The sequence below is a fragment of the Mesorhizobium sp. STM 4661 genome (genome assembly GCF_000359125.1).
Classification (GTDB): Bacteria; Pseudomonadota; Alphaproteobacteria; order Rhizobiales; family Rhizobiaceae; genus Mesorhizobium.
On sequence record NZ_CAAF010000003.1, the window covers coordinates 131,165 to 150,959 of the forward strand.

Sequence of the window (19,795 nt, forward strand, 5' to 3'; positions counted from 1 at the left end):
ACATGAAGACAGTTCTTAAAACATTTGCCGCAGCGCTGCTGCTCGGCGTCGCCGCGATGGGGGTGGCCAAGGCCGATCCGGTCAAGATCGGCGTCGCCGCCGAACCCTATCCGCCCTTCGCCTCGCCGGATGCCTCGGGCAAATGGGTCGGCTGGGAGATCGAATTCATCGATGCCGTCTGCGCCGAGGAGAAGCTCGACTGCGTCATCACCCCCGTCGCCTGGGACGGCATCATTCCGGCGCTGACGACCAAGAAGATCGACCTCATCGCCGGCTCGATGTCGATCACCGCCGAGCGCAAGAAGACGATCGACTTTTCCGACAAGTACTACAACACCCCGACCGGCATCATCGGGCCGAAGGACCAGAAGTTCGGCGCCACGCCAGATGACCTCAAGGGCAAGGTGATCGGCGTGCAGGTCTCCACCGTGCATGCCGTCTACGCCAAGAAGCACTTCACCGGAGCGGCGGAAATCAAGGAATACCAGACCCAGGACGAAGCCAACCAGGATCTCGCCGCCGGCCGCGTCGACGCGGTGCAGGCCGACTCCATCGCACTTGGCGAGTTTCTGAAATCCGATCAGGGCAAGGCGTGCTGCGACATGAAGGGCACGGTGGCTCCAGACCTCGAAGTTCTCGGGCCGGGCGTCGGCGCCGGCATCCGCAAGGAAGACACCGAGTTGAAGGACAAGATCAACGCCGGCATCAAGGCCATCCGCGCCAACGGCAAATATGACGAGATCTCGAAGAAATACTTCGATTTCGACATCTATGGCGCCGACGCGCAGTCGAACTGACGGCCTGCATCCATGAGCGAATGACCACGCGGCGCGGACAGCGCGCCGCGTGGTTCGCCTGAACTCATCCACGCACGCTTTCCGCTGGCGGAGATCGCCAGTGGTCCTGGCGCTAGAGCAGGATGAATTGAAGTTGAACCGGTTATCCTGCTCTAGGTCTTTGTTTTTTCGCATGATCTTGTCCGAAAAGTCTGCAACTTTTCGGGATCATGCTCTAGCAATTCGGGGGCGACGCTAATCGACGCGGCCGGCATCTTCGAGCTTCTCTCGCCCACGCCGCCGGGCTGGGGCGGAACGCTTTTGGTCGGTCTGCTGCACACGATCGAGATCGCGATCGGCGCCACCTGCCTCGGGCTGCTGATCGGCATCGGCGGCGCCTATGGCAAGCTCTATGGCGGTCCGGTGGTGCGCGATCTCCTGGCGGTCTATACGACGGCGGTGCGCGCCGTGCCGGAACTGGTGCTGATCCTGCTGCTCTATTATGCCGGCACCGACCTGATCAATCAGGTGCTGGCGGCGCTCGGCTATCAGCGCATCGACATCAGCGGGCTGGCGGCCGGCATCGCCGTGCTCGGCTTCGTCCAGGGCGCCTATTCGACCGAGGTGATCCGCGGCGCGATCCTTTCCATCCCACAGGGCCAGATCGAAGCCGCGCGCGCCTACGGCATGTCTCCCGGCCTGCTGCTGCGGCGCATCACGCTGCCGGCGATGCTGCCCTTCGCGATCCCCGGCCTTGCCAATCTCTGGCTGATCGCCACCAAGGACACCGCACTGCTGGCGGTCGTCGGCTTCTACGAGCTGACCTTGGCGACGCGGCAAGCGGCCGGCGTGACCAAGGCCTATCTTACGTTCTACCTGGCTGCGGGCGCGATCTACCTTCTGGTGTCGCTGATCTCCAATCTGATCATCGGCCGCATCGAAGCCAGAGCCCGGCGCGGTATGCCTTCGCTCAAGGAGGCGCGCTGATGGCTGGTGAAGCGGCCATCATCAACGTCGCCGCGCGAACGTCGCTGTGGCTTCAGCCGCATCGCATCGTGCTCATCCTGATCGCGCTTGGGCTGGTTCTGGCGGCTGCCTTCTTCATGCGCTGGGACTGGCTGCCACAATATTACGAGGCGGGATTGCTTGGCATCTGGCGGTCGCTGTGGATCCTGGCCGTTACCTGCGTGCTGGGCTTCCTGCTCGCCGTGCCGCTCGGGCTGGCGCAGGCTGCCGGCCCCTTCTGGTTCGCAGCACCCGCCAAGGTCTTCTGCACCATCATCAGGGGAACACCGCTGCTCTTGCAGCTCTGGCTGCTCTATTATGGGCTGGGTTCGCTGTTTCCGCAGTATCCCTGGATACGGGAATCCTGGATGTGGCCGTATCTCAGGCAGGCATGGCCCTATGGCGTGCTGGCGCTGACCTTGTCCTTTGCCGGCTATGAGGGCGAGGTGATGCGCGGCGCCTTTGCCGGCGTGCCCAAGGGACAATTGGAGGCCGCCCGAGCCTTCGGCATGAGCCGCTGGAAGGCCTTCCGGCGCATCTGGCTGCCGCAAGCCTTCTACCGGGCGCTGCCGACGCTGACCGGAGAAACGGTGCTGCAGTTGAAATCGACGCCGCTGGTGGCGACGATCAGCGTGATCGACATATTTGCCGTCTCGTCGAAGGTGCGGCAGGACACTTACCTGACCTATGAACCCTTGCTGCTGCTGGCGTTGATCTATATGGCGATCACAGGCATCCTCGTCTTTGCCTTCAGCAGGATCGAAGCGCGGATCCCGAACAAGATCGGTTAGTAGGGGAGTAGGGGAGTAGGGGAGTAGGGGAGTAGGGGAGTAGGGGAGTAGGGGAGTAGGGGAGTAGGCTAGCCACTATTCACATACACATTTCCATCCCATTCGCATTCACTGCTCACTATTCCCTTACTCCCTTACTCCCTTAGGACCGGTACGATGCAACTCAGTCTCGACCAGGCAACAGGACTGTGCCGGATGGCGGCGCTCGGCGCCGGCGCCAATGAGGAAGCGGCCCGGTCGCTTGCCGCCTCCATCGTCGCGGCCGAGGCGGAAGGGCTCGCCACGGTCGGGCTCACGCATTTCATCGATTATCTCGAAGCACTCGAGGCCGGCCGCATCGACGGCAAGGCCGAGCCGGTCATCACCAGGCCGGCGCTCGCGGTCTTTCTCTCCGACGCGCGCGGCGGTCTCGCCCATACCGGCTTCGACCGGACGATCGACGATCTCGCCAAGGCGGCGCGCCTGTTCGGCGTTGCCATCTTTTCGCAGAAGAATGCCTATACATGCGGCGCGCTCGGCTATTTCACCGGACGCCTGGCTGCACAGGGACTGGTGTCCTTCGCCGCGACCAACGGGCCGGCCGTGCTTGCCGGCTCGGGCTCGGTCAAGCCGGTCTACTGCACCAACCCGATGTCGTTTGCCGCACCCGCCGCCGACGGTGCGCCGCTGGTCATCGACCAGTCGTCGAGCGCCACCGCATTCGTCAACATCCGCAAGGCGGCCGAGAACGGCAGACAAATTCCGGAAGGCTGGGCGCTGGACGCCAGCGGCAACCCGACCACGGACCCGGCTGCCGCCATGAAAGGCGCCATGCTTGCCTTCGGCGGCCAGCGCGGCGCCAACATCGCGCTGATGGTGGAAGTGCTGGCGGCCGGCCTGTCGGGCGCCAATTGGTCGCTCGACGCGCCGTGGTTCAGCGGCGGGCCGGACAGTCCGGGAACCGGCCTCTTCGTGCTGGCCGTCGAACCGAAGCTGCTCGATCCCGATTTCGAAAAACGCATGAAGAACCAGCTCGACCGCTTGCGGCGGCGCTTCGGCGTGCATGTGCCCGGCCGCGCCCGGGCCGAAGCGGCGGAGAAGGCGGCGGCGCGCGGCATAACAGCGCCCAAGGCCGTGGTGCAGCGCATTTCGGAATTCGCCGAACGCTATTCTTCGTAACAGACCCTTCAGCATTGGATGAATGACTGCCGGCTTTCCAGTCGGAACATCGCGACGCGCGACTTCTCCGCTCTTGCTGAACCTTTTCCCGGCTGACCGCGACAAATCGGTGTTGAGGGCAAAACTAAATTCGTCTTGCACTCGTTGCTTAAGGTGCCCGCCCGATCGGCCATGGATGAGATCGGCGGCACCTGTGTCGATGCCAGGGCTGGGATGGGCGTACTTGCTTCCGCGCCCTCCTGATACCGTCTCAGGTCAGGCCGCTCCGTCGGCCCCTGGCTTCGCATGGATGTCGCCCGGAAAACCCCGCTTCGGTGGGGTTTTCTGCTTTTCAGCATCCAAAGCAGGAAACATGCTGTCTGCGGTCAACTTTTGTTCATTTGACATGGCCGGACCCGTCGGGCGTTTGCAAGGACCGACAAAAAGAGGAGTCCCAATGTCCGCAACCACCGACAATTCCGGCAAAAGACTTGTCATTCCGGCCCTTGGCGGCCTTTATTCGGCCTTGCATGATGCCAGCGAGACGCTGCTGCGCGCCGTGGCCGGCATCTTCCTCACCATCCACGGCTCGCAAAAGATCACCAACCCGTTCGGCGCGGCCGAGATGGTCGAGGGCCTCGGCTTTTATCCCGGCGCCTTCTGGTCGCTGCTTCTGGCCTGCACCGAATTCTTCGGCGGTATCCTCATCGCCATCGGCCTGCTGACCCGCCCCGCCGCCTTTGCCGGGATGTTCGTGCTTCTGGTCACCGTCTGGTTCCACTGGGTTACCACGGGGGAGGGTTTTTTTGGCGCCGAAAAGTCGCTGCTGTGGGCGGCGATCCTGCTGTTCTTCGTCATTCGCGGCGGCAACCGCCATTCGGTCGACGCGCGCATCGGCAAGGCGTTCTGAACCGGCTAAACCAGGGCATCGGCGACGACACGTCGCCCTTTGCCTTTGGCGCGAAACGGACTATGAAACGGCTTCAGCCAAGCCAATCTGGAAAGCGCGCCGGAGCCAGCCATGACCGAAATCCTGCAGACCCCAAAGCTCGTCGTCGTGTTCGGCGGCTCAGGCTTTGTCGGCCGCCATGTCGTGCGGGCGCTGGCCAAGCGCGGCTACCGCATCAGGGTTCCCGTCCGCCGGCCTGATCTCGCCGGTCATCTGCAGCCGCTCGGCAATGTCGGCCAGATCCAGCCGGTGCAGGCCAATGTGCGCGTGCGCTGGTCGGTCGACCGCGCCGTGCAGGGCGCCGACCATGTCATCAACCTGGTCGCCATCCTGCATGAGAGCGGCCGCCAGAAATTCACCACCGTGCACGAGTTCGGCTCTCGCGCCGTCGCCGAGGCGGCGCGCGCCGTCGGCGCCGACCTCACCCACATCTCGGCGCTGGGCGCCGATCTGAATTCGCAATCGGACTATGCACGCACCAAGGCGCTCGGCGAAAAGGCGGTGCTGGAGACGATCGGGGATGCCGTCATCTTCAGGCCGTCGATCAATTTCGGGCCGGAGGACGCCTTCTTCAACCGCTTCGCCAACATGGCGCGCTATTCGCCGGTGCTGCCGCTGATCGGCGGCGGCCAGACCAAATTCCAGCCGGTCTATGTCGGCGATGTCGCCGAAGCGGTGGCGCGCTCGGTCGAGGGCAAGGTCAAGGGTGGCCAGATCTACGAACTCGGCGGGCCGCAGGTGCTGACCTTCAAGGAGTGCATGGAGGAAATGCTCGCGGTGATCGAGCGCAGGCGGCTTCTCGTGCCGGTGCCGTGGTGGGTGGCGAACATGCAGGCATCGATCCTCGGCCTCTTTCCCAATCCGCTGCTGACCAAGGATCAGGTACTGCAACTGCGCGAGCACAATATCGTCTCCGACAAGGCCACCAAGGAAAGCCGGACGCTCGTCGGCCTCGGCATCCAGCCGCAATCGATCGGAACGATCCTGCCGAGCTACCTCTGGCGCTTCCGCGCCGCCGGCCAGTTCCAGCGCAAGTCCGCGGCTTAATCCGCAATCGGTCACGAACCGCGACGCGTGACCTGCATCGGCAGGCCGCCCTGCGGCTGCGTCGTCAGTTTCTGCACCGGCCAAGGCTTCGTCTCGGCGGTGGTGTCGAAGCGGAAACGCGACAGCATGATGGCCAGCGCGATGATCGCTTCCTGCATGGCAAAGCTGGCGCCGATGCACACACGAGGGCCGGCGCCGAACGGCAGATACTGGAAGCGGTCGATCTTTTCACGATTTCCCGGATGGAAGCGTTCCGGCATGAAGGCGTCGGGCCTGTCCCACAGCTTGCGATGGCGGTGGACGACCCACGGCATCACCAGCACCGCTGCATGCCGCGGTATATAGAGGCCGTTCCAGATTTCGGGCTCGATCGGCTCGCGGTTGATCGACGGCGCCGGCGGATAGAGTCTCAGCGCCTCGTCGAAGGCGGCGCGGGTGAGCGGCATGGCGTCGAGCCATTTCGTCGGATCGGGCTCGCGCGCCAGCACCGCATCGATCTCGCGCTCGATTTTTTCCCGCTCCCACGGCGCCTCGGCCAGGCAATAGAGCGTCCAGCCGAGAGCGCGCGCCGTGGTCTCGTGGCCGGCGCCGATGAAGGTGATGATGTTGTCCTCGACCTCGGCGCGCGTCAGCCCGTCCGGGCCTTCGGCGCGCAGCAGAAGCGTGAGGAAATCCTGCGGCGCCGTGTCCGGATCGTGCTTGAGCCTCTCTTCACGCAGCTTGACGGTGTCGGTGACGATCTTGCGGAAATAGGCCATGGTCTTGCGGCCGCGGATGCGGGTCAGGCGCGGCAGCCATTCGGGCGCCCGCAACAGGTCGAGCGGATCGACCCGGCCCATGGTCTCGAACAGCCGGTCGATCTCCTTGGCGAAACTGCCCGGCTCGCCGGCTATCTCGCCGGAAAACAGCGTCTCGGCCAGAATATCGTAAGTGAGCAGCGTCATGTCATGGGCGATGTCCGACGTGCCGCCGTCCTCGTAGCGGGTGACGAACTCCAGCGTGCGTTTCAGCATCGGCCCGGCGAAACCGAAGATATGGCGCGGCGTGAACACCGGCGCCATCGCCTTGCGCGAACGCTTCCACACATCGCCCTCGGCGGTCAGCAGACCGTCGCGCAGGATCGGGCGCAGGATCAACTGGCGCACCGTCGCCATCTTGTAGTTCTTCGCATTGTCGACCAACACGTGGCGGATGAGGCCGGGATCGTTGGCGACGACCAATGGTCCGCCGACGCCGGTCACCGATATCCAGGGTTCGTTGTAGGTCGGTTCGCCCCACAGTTCGAGCGGATTGCGGTAGACGATGCGGATCATCTCCAGCGTCGAAGGCGGCGACGTGCGCGGCTTCGGCGCCGGCGGGACGAAGGGGGCGGGCTGACTGTCCATGGCGTGCTCCGCTGACGACCTCAATGTAGTGACTGGCAAGGCAGGCGTCCATGTGACCGAATGCGGACGCCAATTTCGCCGGGACAGCCGGCTCGCTTGCGCTGATCGTGCTCGACCGCCTCATACCCGCCGGAAATGCCTGCAAACCTTGGAAAAACCGCCTTTTGCGCCTATATCTAGGACATCAAAGCGGCGCGATTCGCAGCCATATTCTCGCGCTGGACAAGCGGCATCAATCAGACAGGTTTTCATGAGCGACCAGATCGACAACGCCAACGGCGCCGAGGCCGAATACGGTGCCGATTCCATCAAGGTTTTGAAGGGGTTGGATGCCGTCCGCAAGCGGCCCGGCATGTATATCGGCGATACCGACGACGGCTCGGGACTGCATCACATGGTCTATGAGGTGGTCGACAACGCCATCGACGAGGCACTGGCCGGCCATGCCGACCTCGTCACGGTGACGCTCAACCCCGACGGTTCGGTGACGGTTATCGACAATGGCCGCGGCATTCCGACCGATATCCACACCGGCGAAGGCATTTCGGCGGCCGAAGTGATCATGACGCAGCTGCATGCCGGCGGCAAATTCGACCAGAATTCCTACAAGGTGTCCGGCGGCCTGCATGGCGTCGGCGTCTCGGTGGTCAACGCGCTGTCGGCCTGGCTGAAGCTGAAGATCCGTCGCAACGGCCAGATCTTCGAGATGAGCTTCACGCATGGCAATGCCGATGCACCGCTGAAGGCCACAGGCAACTATGAACAGCAAAAGGTTGCCGGTACCTATGAGGGACGCAGCGGCAGCGAGATCACCTTTTTCCCGTCGTCCGAAACCTTCACCATGGTCGAGTTCGACTTCGGCACGCTGGAGCACCGGCTGCGCGAGCTCGCCTTCCTGAATTCCGGCGTACGCATCGTGTTGACCGATGCCCGCCATGCCGACATCGTGCGTCATGAGCTGCACTATGATGGCGGGCTCGAAGAGTTCGTCAAATATCTCGACCGCGTCAAGAAACCGCTGATCGACAAGCCGATTGCCATCAAGGCCGAGCGCGACGGCATCACCGTCGAAGTCGCCATGTGGTGGAACGACTCTTACCACGAGAACGTGCTGGCCTTCACCAACAACATTCCACAGCGCGACGGCGGCACCCATCTGGCCGGTTTCCGCGGCGCGCTGACGCGCCAGATCACCGGCTATGGCGAATCGTCGGGCCTGACCAAGAAGGAAAAGGTGGCGCTGATCGGCGACGATTGCCGCGAAGGGCTGACGGCGGTGCTGTCGGTCAAGGTTCCCGACCCGAAATTCTCCTCGCAGACCAAGGACAAGCTGGTCTCGTCCGAAGTTCGCCCGGTGGTGGAAGGTCTCGTCAACGAAGCGCTCGGCACCTGGCTCGAAGAACACCCGTCCGAGGGCAAGGTGGTGATCGACAAGGTCATCCAGGCGGCCGCGGCGCGCGAAGCCGCGCGCAAGGCGCGCGACATCACCCGCAAGAGCTCGCTCGGCATCACCTCGCTGCCGGGCAAGCTGGCCGACTGCCAGGAGCGCGACCCAGCGAAATCCGAAATTTTCATCGTCGAGGGTGACTCGGCCGGCGGCTCGGCCAAGGGCGGGCGTTCGCGCCAGAACCAGGCCATTCTTCCGCTGCGCGGCAAGATCCTCAATGTCGAGCGCGCCCGCTTCGACCGCATGCTCGGTTCCGAGATGATCGGCACGCTGATCACCGCGCTCGGCACCTCGATCGGCAAGGACGAGTTCAACGCCGACAAGCTGCGCTATCACAAGATCATCCTGATGACCGACGCCGACGTCGACGGCGCCCACATCCGCACCCTGCTGCTCACCTTCTTCTTCCGGCAGATGCCGGAACTGATCGAGCGCGGCCATCTCTACATCGCCCAGCCGCCGCTCTACAAAGTGACGCGCGGCAAGAGCTCGCAGTACATCAAGGACGAAAGCGCCTTCGAGGAGTTTCTGATCAATTCAGGGCTGGAGGAAGCCTCGCTTTCGCTTGGCTCCGGCGAGGTGCGGACCGGACAGGATCTGCGCGCCGCCATCGACGACGCGCTGGCGGTGCGGCAGCTGATCAACGGGTTGCACACACGCTATAACAGGGGCGTGGTCGAGCAGGCGGCGATCGCCGGCGGCCTCAACCCGGATGTCTTTACCGATCTCGGCCAGGCCAACGCCATGGCCGAGCGTGTCGCCAAGCGTCTCGACATCATCGCCGAGGACACCGAACGCGGCTGGACCGGCCGCATGTCGACCTCGAACGAGGGCACTGGCGGCTATGTGTTCGAACGCACGGTGCGCAGCGTCAAGGAGTTCGCGCATCTCGATCTCGGGCTGATCAATTCGGCCGATGCCCGCCAGCTCGACCGCTACGCACCGCGCCTCACCGAGGCTTATGGCGAACCGCCGGTGCTGCGCCGCAAGGAGGTCTCCGAAACCATCTCGGGACCGCTGGCGCTGCTCAACGCCGTGTTTGCCACCGGCCGCAAGGGCCTGACCATGCAGCGCTACAAGGGCCTCGGCGAAATGAACGCCGAGCAGCTCTGGGAAACCACGCTGGACCCGAATGTGCGCTCGCTGCTGCAGGTCAAGGTCAATGACGCGACGGACGCCGACAGCCTGTTTTCGCGGCTGATGGGCGACGAAGTCGAACCCAGGCGCGAGTTCATCCAGGAAAACGCGCTGTCGGTGGCCAATCTGGATATTTGACCAATCTGGATGTTTTGAATTGGGCTCATTGGCGCGCTCTGCCGCGCCAATGTCACTTGCACTGCAATAAAATCATTTGACGACCGGCCGGAACAGAAGGCCCTCCGGGACATTGTGACAGATCGATCACAATGTCTCACAGGAGGACTTCATGGGACGCGGCATTCTGCTCTGGTTGCTTGGAATTCCGATTCCGATCATCATTCTCATCATGCTTTTCGTGCGATAGGGGGCGTCGATGCAGTCCACCCTATCGGCTGTCGACATCTCCGCACCGACGGAATTACCCTCTACCGCCGTCAGTTGGGGGCCGATCATCGCCGGCGCCTTCGCGGCTTCAACGCTGACCTTCATCCTGATGCTGCTTGGTTCCGGCCTCGGGCTGAGCATGGTTTCGCCATGGTCCGGTGCGGGCGCCTCGGTCACCACCTTCGCGGTTTCGACCGCGGTCTGGCTGATCGTGGTGCAGTGGTTGTCGTCGGGCGTCGGCGGCTATCTCGCCGGCCGGCTGCGCACCAAATGGGTTGGTATCCACACCGATGAAGTCTATTTCCGCGATACCGCCCACGGTTTTCTGGCCTGGGCGCTTGCCACGCTGCTCGTCGTCGGCGTGCTCGGCTCGGCGCTTTCCGCGGCACTCGGTACCGGCGTTCAGGCCGCTTCGACTGTCGCATCGGGCGCCGCGATGGGTGCGTCGGCGGGTGCTTCAGCGAATGCCAGTGGGGCATCAGCCGACAATGCGACATCCTATCTCGTGGACTCGCTGTTCCGTCCGGCCGATGCAAGCAGGCTCGCGGCTGCCAGTCCGGATGGCGATGCTGCGGCACAGGCTTCGCGTATCCTGATCGCAAGTGCCGCGGCAGGCGAAATCTCGGCCGAGGACAAGACCTATCTGTCGCGGCTGGTCGCCGCGCGAACCGGCCTGTCGGAAGCCGATGCCCAGGCGCGTGTCGATGCCCTGGTCGCCAAGGCGCAGGATGCCAAGATGAAGGCGCAGGAAGCTGCCGACACCGCCAGGAAGGCGGGCGCCACCTTCGCGCTTCTCGGCGCCCTGTCGCTTGTCATCGGCGCCTTCATTGCCAGTGCCGCCGCGGCTCTCGGCGGCAGGCAGCGCGACGACGAAGAAGAAGCGGTTCTGCTGACCACCCGTTGATCGGCGCCCGAACGGCTTCGATCTTCTTCAATCCACTCCGGGACTGATATTCCGGAGTGGATTGTTTTTGACCTACTCTCCAGCGGGGGTCGTCGGCACTATTTGACTGGGCTCAAGCTTGCGGCCGAGATCGACGGCGTCGCGCAGCACGGCAAGATGCGAGCGTGGCGGAGTGCCGGCGGACGCGGCGATCTCGACGCCGGTCGCCGCCAACGACCAGTAGAGCGTGTGCGTGAAGATGCGGCCAAGCGAACCGCGCAGTTCGACCTCAATGTTCTCAACGCCGGGGCCGAAATTTTCCATCATCGGTCCGGAGATCGGGTCGCCGGTCAGCCAGCCATTGCCCCTGTCGAAGATGTTGGTCCAGCGCGTCGCGGCAAACACCGCGCCATGATGCATCGCGCGCTGCGGCTTGCCCGAACGACTGCGTCCTTCCTGATAAAGCACGGTGCCGCCGGTTCCCTCGGCAACCGGCGGGCAAGCCGAGAACAACCGCTCGGCAATGCCGCGCCTGAATTCGGCGAGATTGTAGGTCACCAGAAATTCGCTGTGGGTCAGCGGGCTGCCGAGCGTGACCAAATCGCTGATCTTCCACGGCAGCGGATGATCGGCGTCCCGGGTGCGGAGTTGCCGATAGAGCTTCCACTGATCGCGCCGGAACCCGGAAAGGTCGTCTAACCTGTCGGGCCACGCGGAACCATCTGACTTGAGCGTGGCCTTGTCGACGGCGCGGATCGCCTTCAGCCTCGCCTTGTCGCGGGCGGCTTCCAGCTTTCGCGGCCTGAAGTCGGCCCATAATATCTGCAGCAGATCATAGGCGATGATCGATCCCAGGCTGTGCGAGACGAGCACGATCCGGTCGTAGGCATCGTCCATCATCAGCCGCTTCAACAGCGTCAGGCCACGGTCGCGGACAAGCGCGCGCTTCTCGACCGTCGCCGCTTCAGCCCGCACATAGGCGGCCACATCGCCGAAATAGGGCAGCCAGAACCGGTCCACCGCCCAGATCACCAACGAGGCCAGGATGGTGACGACCATGCCGGTGGCCCAGGAGATGCAGCCTTGCCAGGCCGACGTCGCGAGCGCGAGCGCCGCTGCGAGGACGGCTATGACGGCCAAAAGCGTGACGAGGTAGAGCCCGCGGGCGTCGCGTGGAATGTCGGCGGGTTTGCGCCAGACAAGGTTCGTCACCCAGGCGGCGAGCCGGCCCCGCGTCGTGCCTTGCGTGATGTCGGCCCAGTAAAGCTCGTAGAAATCGGTACGGCGGCCGTCGACATCGTAAGGGGTGGTGATCCGGCGAAGCTCGTGCGAATTCGTCCGGCTGTCGGGCGTGATCCAGCTCTGGTTGATCTTCACACCGGGGTCGGCTGGATCGGCGACATGGGCATAGAACGGCGCGCGGGCGGGGTCATGGCTCCAGACTGCCTCGACAAACCCCCTCAGCGTGTCCATGGGCCGCTGCTCGCCCATGCCATGCACGATCACCACCGCCTGGCTGAGTTTGCGTGGCGCCTTTGCGGAAGCCGGCGGGTTGGTGACCGGCGATGCGGCAGGGCGAGGGTCGGACACCAGCACCTCCATCGATGACGCTATCGACGAGAACATGCCATCGTAGCTTCAAAACCGGCGGCAGGCCAAGAGAAAGCCCGGTGCGGAGCCGGGCTTTTCTTGGTCCGATTGGCCGTGAGGCCAGATCAGTGATCCATGGCCTTGACGATTTCCTCGGTCATCTTCTTGGCATCGCCGAGCAGCATCATGGTGCCGTCCTTGTAGAACAGCGTGTTGTCGATGCCGGCATAGCCGGAGCCGAGCGAGCGCTTGACGAACAGGCAGGTGCGGGCCTTGTCGACGTCGAGGATCGGCATGCCGTAGATCGGTGACGACTTGTCGTCGCGGGCGGACGGGTTGGTGACGTCGTTGGCGCCGATGACATAGGCGACATCGGCCTGCGCGAATTCGGAATTGATGTCCTCGAGCTCGAACACTTCGTCGTAAGGCACGTTTGCTTCGGCGAGCAGCACGTTCATGTGGCCGGGCATGCGGCCGGCGACCGGGTGGATGGCATATTTCACGTCAACGCCGTTGGCCTTGAGCTTGTCGGCCATTTCGCGCAACGCGTGCTGCGCCTGGGCGACCGCCATGCCGTAACCCGGTACGATGATGACCTTCTGCGCGTTCATCATCAGGTAGGCCGCATCGTCGGCCGACCCCTGCTTGACCGTGCGCTCGATGCCGTCATCGGCGGCGGCCGCCGTCTCGCCGCCAAAGCCACCGAGGATGACCGAAATGAACGAGCGGTTCATGCCCTTGCACATGATGTAGGACAGGATCGCGCCGGACGAGCCGACCAGCGCACCGGTGATGATCAGCGCCAGATTGCCGAGCGTGAAGCCGAGCGCGGCGGCCGCCCAGCCGGAATAGGAGTTGAGCATCGAGACGACCACCGGCATGTCGGCGCCGCCGATCGGAATGATCAGCAGGATGCCGAGCACCAACGAGGCGGCAACGATCAACCAGAAGATGAGTTTCGACTCGGTGGTGACCAGCAGCACGATCAGCACGATCAGCGCGACGCCAAGTGCTGCATTGATGAAGTGGCGGCCGCCGATCATGATCGGCTTGCCCGACATGCGGCCGTCAAGCTTGAGGAAGGCAATGACCGAGCCGGTGAAGGTGATGGCGCCGATGGCGACGCCAAGGCTCATCTCGATCAATGCCTGGGCATGGATATCGCCGTCCGTGCCGATGCCGAAACTTTCCGGCGCATAGATGGCGGCGGCCGCCACCATCACGGCGGCAAGGCCGACCAGCGAGTGGAAGGCGGCGACCAACTGCGGCATCGAGGTCATGGCGATGCGCCGCGCGGTGACGGCACCGACGCCGCCACCGATGGCGAGGCCGAGTACGATCAGGCCGAAGCGGCCGGCCGAAGGGGTCGCCAGCGCCAGCGTGGTGCAAACAGCGATGCCCATGCCGATCATGCCGTACATGTTGCCCTGGCGGCTGGTGGTCGGATGCGACAGGCCGCGCAGCGCCATGATGAACAGGACGCCCGAGACGAGGTAGAGGAAGGACGCGAAGTTGGCGTTCATGGCGCTCTACTTGTCCTTCTTCTTGTACATGGCCAGCATGCGCTGGGTGACGAGGAAGCCGCCGAAGATGTTGACGGAGACGAGCATCAGCGCGACGAAGCCGAAGCCGGCGGCAATGCCGGAGGCCGCGATGCCGACGGCAAGCAGCGCGCCGACGACGATGACCGAGGAGATGGCGTTGGTGACGGCCATCAGCGGTGTGTGCAGCGCCGGCGTCACCGACCACACGACATAGTAGCCGACGAAGATCGCCAGCACGAAAATGGCGAAGCGGAAGACGAAGGGGTCGATGGCGCCGCCGGACAGGGCATGGGCGGCGTCACCCGCCGCATCGGCGCCGCCGGGCGCATTGGCCAGGTTCCGCACCGCCAGCCGGACGGCGGCACTTGCCTGGTCGAGCTGGTCGAGGGCCTGCTGCAAGGTCTGGTCCATCACGCGATCCCCTTCGGCTTGGCAGCGGACTTGCCCGTGTTGGCCTTCTTGTCGGCTGTCTTTTTCGGCGCGGCTTTTTTCACCGACGCGTCGGCAACCATCGTCGTGGCCGGGATCGCTGCCGGTTCGACATGCGGATCCACCGTCGCCTTGGCGAAGGCCGGGTGCACGACCTTGCCGCCGTCGGTCAGCATCGTTGCCTTGACCAATTCGTCGTCGCGTTTGATGGCAAGCTGCTTCGTCGTCTTGTCGACCAGCGTCTCGAGGAAGGCGAACAGGTTCCTGGCATAGAGCAGCGAAGCGGAGGCAGCGACGCGGCCCGGCACGTTGAGATGGCCAACAATCTTGACGCCGTTGGCCGTGGTCACGACCTTGGCGGGCTCTGCACCCTCGACATTGCCGCCGCGCTCGACCGCGAGGTCGACGATCACCGAACCCGGCTTCATCGACGCGACCATCGCCACTGAGACCAGCTTCGGCGCCGGCCGGCCCGGGATCAGCGCCGTGGTGATGACGATGTCCTGCTTGGCAATGTGCTCGGCGGTCAGCGCCGCCTGCTTGGCCTGATACTCCTTCGACATTTCCTTGGCATAGCCGCCGGCCGTTTCGGCCGCCTTGAACTCCTCGTCCTCGACCGCCAGGAACTTTGCGCCGAGCGATGCGACCTGTTCCTTGGCGGCTGGGCGCACATCGGTGGCGGTGACGACCGCACCAAGCCGTCTTGCCGTGGCGATCGCCTGCAGGCCGGCGACGCCGACGCCCATGATGAACACTTTCGCCGCCGGCACCGTGCCGGCCGCCGTCATCATCATCGGCAGCGCCCGGTCATATTCGGCCGCCGCATCGATCACCGCCTGATAGCCGGCAAGGTTGGCCTGCGAGGACAGCACGTCCATCGACTGGGCGCGAGTGATGCGCGGCATGAATTCCATCGAGAAGGCGGTGACGCCAGCCTTGGCCAGAGCGGCAACGGCGGCATCGTTGCCGTAGGGATCCATGATGGCGATGACGGTGGTGCCTGATTTGTAGCCCTTGAGCTCCGCCTCGCCTGGCCGGCGCACTTTCAGCACCACGTCGGCCTTGGCAACATCGCCGGCCTTGCCGATTGTGGCGCCCGCCTTGGCGAACTCCTCGTCGGGAATGCGCGAGGCGGAGCCGGAGCCGCTTTCGACAATGACGTCGAAGCCCAGCCCCGCCAGCCGCTTCACCGTATCGGGCGAGGCAGCAACACGCGGCTCGTTCGCATCAAGCTCACGAGGGATGAAAACCGTCTGTCCCACCGCATGATCCTTTCGGCTGGAACCTGTTTGCGCAAGACGCCGGCCGGGTTGCCGGCGACGTCATCACGGCAAGGGTTTTTGAAAAATCTACCGGAGAATGAAGGCGCCGACGGCGAGGATCAGAACGAACAGGATGGTCGCCGAGAAGAAGCCGCCCGCAAAGAAGCCGAAAGCCATCGCCAGAAGCACGGCCGCGCAGAAGAGCGACCCGTATTTGGCGAGCATGATAAACCCCGCATAGGTGCGGTCGTGCTCGGCATAGTCCATCTTCGCGCCCAGTTCGACAGGACCGGTCGGCGTGTGATCAGCCATAGGAATACCCCTTCGAAGCATCTTTCAGGCACATAGCGAAAAGCCGGGCCGAGGGCAATGGCGCTATTGCCGCATCGCCGGCGACAACAGCCTCAAAGGAAAGTTGAAGCCGCCAGGCGAAGATCTTTTGCGAAGGCCCCGGTGTCTCAACCGGCGAACTGCGGAAACAGCCCCAGCAGGCCGACGACGATCAGATAGAGCGCGACGATGTAGTTCAACAGCCGTGGCATGATCAGGATCAGCACGCCGGCGATCAGGGAAATCAGCGGGGTAAGCGCGAGCGTGGAGATGGTCATGTCGATTTCCTTTCGATGGGATTGCCGTCGCGATGCAGGACGACGTCGTTCGTGCGCCGCCGGCCCTTGCCAGAACGCCGAAGCGGCCGGAAAGCTCCATGACTGCGCTGAAGAAACCGTGAAGACTCAGGCGGCGTTGCGAAAATATTTGGCTGTGGGCAGAATGGTCAGCGGCGCGAGTTCGCCGAAATTGGGCGTCTCGAACAGCATGCGTTGCTCCATCGGCGTCGACCGGAAAAACGGAAAACGCTGGAGAACCCGCTCCAAGTTGATATCGTAGTTCGCGTCATAGAGCACCACGGGAACGGTGAATGGAGGATAGTCTCTCGGTTCCCCCACTTGCTCGGCACCGAAAATCCGCCGGTAGAAAGCCGTGTGCTCCTTCCGGATCACGCCGATACAGGCCGTCACATCGAAGTAGATGCTGGCAATGAGCGCTAGCCGCAGCGTAACGTAAGGCAGCGCACGGTGTATCGATACGAAATTCGGCTCGGCTGCCAGAAGCGTAGGATTGACGAAGGATTCGCCGCGAAGCAAGCGCGGGCGAAGCATATCGCCGAATGTAGTCATTGCGGGTGCGTTAAGCTCACTCGGTGTCAGATGATGAATACGAAGCGTACACACAAGTGAATTGTCAACGAAGACACCAAACTGATAGCAGTTCGGCACGTCGTCGAGAGCATCCGTCATCATCTGATTTCTGGATTCAGGCAGAAATCCGTTCAGCCGGTAAGCCTTGTAGCGAAGCCGGTAGATTGCCTCCAGATCTTCACCGCTTTCGCAGCGCCTGTATTCCACGCGCTCAAGCAGTGCAGAAACATTCCTGGCAAAGCTGGACATAGTGTCGGGCGCGACACTCCCGTCCGCGCCCGACGCACGGCCGAGCAAAGTCAACTGGGCACACATGAACTCGATCCCCGTACTGCCGCCGATATGACACTACGACAGGGTCAGAAGATGTAAAGGTGAAAATAAGTAGGAGGCCGTTTACCGGTCGTTAAGGTTAACAATCGGTAAAATTAGACTAAAATATGAGGTTTTTTTGGGAAAAATCAGCGACGCGTCGCCTTCCTGGCCGTCTTGATGTCCTTGGCGAAAGGCCAGACCGTGCTCGACATGGTCTCGATGCCGGACGCGCTGAGCGCCGAGCCGAACAGGAAACCCTGAACCATATCCGGCTTGACCTGCAATGCCAGGATCTTGAGCTGCTCGAAGGTTTCGACGCCCTCGACGGTCACCGAAAGCCCCAGCGGCCGCGACAGGTTGACGATGCCCTTGAGCAGTTCGAGCGAACGGGTGTTCTGGGTGACGTCCATCAGGAAGGAACGGTCGATCTTGATCTTGTCGAGCGGCAATTTGTGGAGGTAGCTCAGGCTCGAATAGCCGGTGCCGAAATCGTCAAGCGCGATGCGCACGCCGAGCCGCTTCAATTCCTCGATATATTGGCGCGTGAGCGACTTGTCGTCGAGCAGCGCCGTCTCGGTGACTTCGATCTCCAGGCGGTCCGCGGCCAAACCCGAGTTGGCCAATGCATCGCGAACCTTCTGGATGACGTCGCGATTGCGGAAATCCTTGGCCGAGAGATTGACCGAAACGCTGGTCTGGGCCGGCCATTTGGCGCATTCGACGCACGCCGCATCGAGCACGAAGGTGCTGATCTCCGAAATGATGCCCATTTCTTCCGCCAGCGGGATGAAGATGCTGGGCGAGATCGGCCCGAGATCGGGGTGGTCCCAACGGCACAGCGCCTCGCAACTGGCGATACGCATGGTGGTCATCGCCACGATCGGCTGATAGACCACCCGCAACCCCTTGCTTTCCACCGCGCCGCGCAGGTCCGCCTTCATCAGCTGGCGATTGCGGAACGCGGCGTCCATCGATGCCTCGAACAGCCGCCAACTGTTCTTGCCAAGCTCCTTGGCCTTGTAGAGCGCGAGATCCGCCTTGACGATCATGGCGTCGACATCGGTATCCTTTACCCGCGACAGCACGGCGCCGCCGCTGGCCTGGATGCGCAGCCCGTGGCCGGCAACATCGACCTCGCCCTGCATGTCGAGGAAGATCTCGTCGAGCTTGCTCTTCAGATGGCTTTCGTCCTCGACGCGGTCGAAGAAGATCATGAACTCGTCGCCGCCAAAGCGGCTGACGGTGATGCCTGGTCCTGCCACCGCCCCCAGCCGTTCCGCCACGGCATAGATCAGACCGTCGCCGATCGGATGGCCAAGCGTGTCGTTGACACTCTTGAAATCGTCGAGATCGAGCACGGCGAGTCCGCACAGGCGATCGGGATCGCCGGACGCCATGGCCTCTCCGACCAACTCGTGGAAATAGGCGCGATTGGGCAGGCCGGTGAGGTTGTCGTAACGCGCCATGAAGCGGATCTTGTCTTCCGCCTCGACGCGGGCCGTCACATCCTCGAAGGTGATGACGCCCAGTTCCTGGCTGCCTTCGCGGGCCGAGAACTCATAGTGCTGGCCGTTGGCGAGCGAGACGAGAACCTTGCGGTCGCGACCCTCGCGCAGGGCGCGCGTCAACTGAGCTTCGATGTAGCGGCAGTCCTTCGGCGCCAGCATGCCGCCAGCAACGCCGCGCATCAGTAGAGCGTGGATCGACCGTCCAAGCAGCGCATCGGGCGATTTGAGCGACATCAGATGCGCGGCTTCGGCATTGGCAACCGCCACCCGGCCGTCGGGACCAAGCATGACAAGGCCATGCGACATGGTGTTCAGCGCGCGATTGAAGCGCTGGGCGATGCGGTTCGCCTTCTTCTCTTCGCTGATCGCTGTGAACAGCACAGTTCGCACAAGACGAGCCATCTTGTCGATGGAGAACATGAACGGGATGACAAAGAGGCCCAGAATGACGTTGTAGAAGTCGCCCTTCAGCATCAGCCCGATCGCGATCGGCGCAACCACGGACACGGACAGGATGGTCACCATCTTTGGGGAGCCGAAATTACGGCCGGTGATGGTGATGGTGCTGGCCAACACCAATGACACCGCCGCGATCTCGCCAAACAGATCCGGAACCACGTAAAGGCATACGAATGCGAAGAATCCGACCAGCGATCCGTGGATCGTCCCGGCAACGATGTAGTAGCGTTCCCAAGCAAGCGCGGATTCGTGGGTGACGATGGTGTCGGGACTGACTCTCCGGATCGCGAAATAGCGGCCGATGCTAGCGGCAACCATGAGTATGGCGAGCACAAGATAGATTAGCGCAGACGTTTTCCAATATACGAGCAAGCCGACAGCGCCTTGCGTGAAGGCGCCAACGAACAAGATGGTTGCGTCGCGAAACAGTGAGCGAACGAAGCCAACGTATATGTCCTCGGATATGTCGTCGGGTCGATCTATGTTCATGACCTTGCGGTGTCGCGCGAACCGCAGTCATGTCACAACCGCCTTAAGAAAGGTTT

Annotated in this window: 17 protein-coding genes; 8 read left to right on the forward strand and 9 right to left on the reverse strand. The window is 63.1% G+C overall.

Features of this window, described 5'->3' with window-relative positions:
- Positions 1-2 precede the first annotated feature (2 nt).
- The 6 genes from MESS4_RS00750 (at position 3) to MESS4_RS00775 (ending at position 5,705) form a co-directional block, all read left to right on the forward strand.
- Complete coding sequence (locus MESS4_RS00750; RefSeq protein WP_006325324.1) at positions 3-797, forward strand: transporter substrate-binding domain-containing protein; 795 nt, start codon at positions 3-5, stop codon at positions 795-797.
- Between the two features lie 300 nt (positions 798-1,097).
- The gene (locus MESS4_RS00755; protein ID WP_006325325.1) at positions 1,098-1,763 is read left to right on the forward strand and encodes an ABC transporter permease; all 666 of its coding nucleotides are present in this window, start codon (positions 1,098-1,100) and stop codon (positions 1,761-1,763) included.
- Entirely contained in the window at positions 1,763-2,572 is an 810-nt protein-coding gene (locus tag MESS4_RS00760; RefSeq protein WP_006325326.1) for an ABC transporter permease, read from the forward strand. Before MESS4_RS00755 ends, MESS4_RS00760 begins: the two co-directional genes overlap by 1 nt.
- 156 nt (positions 2,573-2,728) lie before the next feature.
- The gene (locus MESS4_RS00765; RefSeq protein WP_036240350.1) at positions 2,729-3,730 is read left to right on the forward strand and encodes an Ldh family oxidoreductase; all 1,002 of its coding nucleotides are present in this window, start codon (positions 2,729-2,731) and stop codon (positions 3,728-3,730) included.
- A 436-nt stretch (positions 3,731-4,166) separates the two neighbouring features.
- On the forward strand, positions 4,167-4,619 hold the full coding sequence (locus tag MESS4_RS00770; protein WP_006325328.1) for a DoxX family protein: 453 nt from the start codon (positions 4,167-4,169) through the stop codon (positions 4,617-4,619).
- A gap of 111 nt (positions 4,620-4,730) precedes the next feature.
- Positions 4,731-5,705, forward strand: coding sequence for a complex I NDUFA9 subunit family protein (locus MESS4_RS00775; RefSeq protein WP_006325329.1), 975 nt, complete (start codon positions 4,731-4,733; stop codon positions 5,703-5,705).
- Between the two features lie 11 nt (positions 5,706-5,716).
- Here the strand turns inward: MESS4_RS00775 and MESS4_RS00780 are convergent, their stop codons facing one another.
- Positions 5,717-7,090 carry a cytochrome P450 gene (locus MESS4_RS00780; protein ID WP_006325330.1) on the reverse strand — a complete coding sequence of 458 codons (1,374 nt, stop codon included), beginning with the start codon at positions 7,088-7,090 and terminating at the stop codon, positions 5,717-5,719.
- A 250-nt stretch (positions 7,091-7,340) separates the two neighbouring features.
- Between MESS4_RS00780 and gyrB the strand changes: the two genes are divergently transcribed.
- Both gyrB and MESS4_RS00790 read left to right on the forward strand, forming a co-directional pair.
- Positions 7,341-9,812: a DNA topoisomerase (ATP-hydrolyzing) subunit B gene (gyrB, locus tag MESS4_RS00785; protein WP_006325331.1), complete on the forward strand. Its 2,472-nt coding sequence runs from the start codon at positions 7,341-7,343 to the stop codon at positions 9,810-9,812.
- A gap of 238 nt (positions 9,813-10,050) precedes the next feature.
- Positions 10,051-10,965: a hypothetical protein gene (locus MESS4_RS00790; protein ID WP_006325334.1), complete on the forward strand. Its 915-nt coding sequence runs from the start codon at positions 10,051-10,053 to the stop codon at positions 10,963-10,965.
- A 72-nt stretch (positions 10,966-11,037) separates the two neighbouring features.
- Here MESS4_RS00790 and MESS4_RS00795 read toward each other — a convergent pair whose 3' ends face one another.
- The 8 genes from MESS4_RS00795 to MESS4_RS00825 all read right to left on the reverse strand — a co-directional run bounded on the left by MESS4_RS00795 (position 11,038) and on the right by MESS4_RS00825 (position 19,739).
- On the reverse strand, positions 11,038-12,534 hold the full coding sequence (locus tag MESS4_RS00795; protein WP_198292709.1) for a hypothetical protein: 1,497 nt from the start codon (positions 12,532-12,534) through the stop codon (positions 11,038-11,040).
- A gap of 125 nt (positions 12,535-12,659) precedes the next feature.
- Positions 12,660-14,057, reverse strand: a complete 1,398-nt coding sequence (locus MESS4_RS00800; protein ID WP_006325337.1) for an NAD(P)(+) transhydrogenase (Re/Si-specific) subunit beta — start codon at positions 14,055-14,057, stop codon at positions 12,660-12,662.
- 6 nt (positions 14,058-14,063) lie between these two features.
- Entirely contained in the window at positions 14,064-14,492 is a 429-nt protein-coding gene (locus tag MESS4_RS00805; RefSeq protein ID WP_198292710.1) for a proton-translocating transhydrogenase family protein, read from the reverse strand.
- Complete coding sequence (locus tag MESS4_RS00810; protein WP_006325339.1) at positions 14,489-15,769, reverse strand: Re/Si-specific NAD(P)(+) transhydrogenase subunit alpha; 1,281 nt, start codon at positions 15,767-15,769, stop codon at positions 14,489-14,491. Before MESS4_RS00810 ends, MESS4_RS00805 begins: the two co-directional genes overlap by 4 nt.
- A gap of 87 nt (positions 15,770-15,856) precedes the next feature.
- Positions 15,857-16,081 (reverse strand): aa3-type cytochrome c oxidase subunit IV, encoded by a 225-nt coding sequence (locus tag MESS4_RS00815; protein ID WP_006325340.1) that lies wholly within the window; start codon positions 16,079-16,081, stop codon positions 15,857-15,859.
- A 146-nt stretch (positions 16,082-16,227) separates the two neighbouring features.
- Entirely contained in the window at positions 16,228-16,377 is a 150-nt protein-coding gene (locus MESS4_RS31455; protein ID WP_006325341.1) for a DUF3096 domain-containing protein, read from the reverse strand.
- 126 nt (positions 16,378-16,503) lie between these two features.
- The gene (locus tag MESS4_RS00820) at positions 16,504-17,283 is read right to left on the reverse strand and encodes a hypothetical protein (RefSeq protein ID WP_006325342.1); all 780 of its coding nucleotides are present in this window, start codon (positions 17,281-17,283) and stop codon (positions 16,504-16,506) included.
- A gap of 146 nt (positions 17,284-17,429) precedes the next feature.
- Positions 17,430-19,739, reverse strand: a complete 2,310-nt coding sequence (locus MESS4_RS00825; RefSeq protein WP_006325343.1) for an EAL domain-containing protein — start codon at positions 19,737-19,739, stop codon at positions 17,430-17,432.
- Positions 19,740-19,795 lie beyond the last annotated feature (56 nt).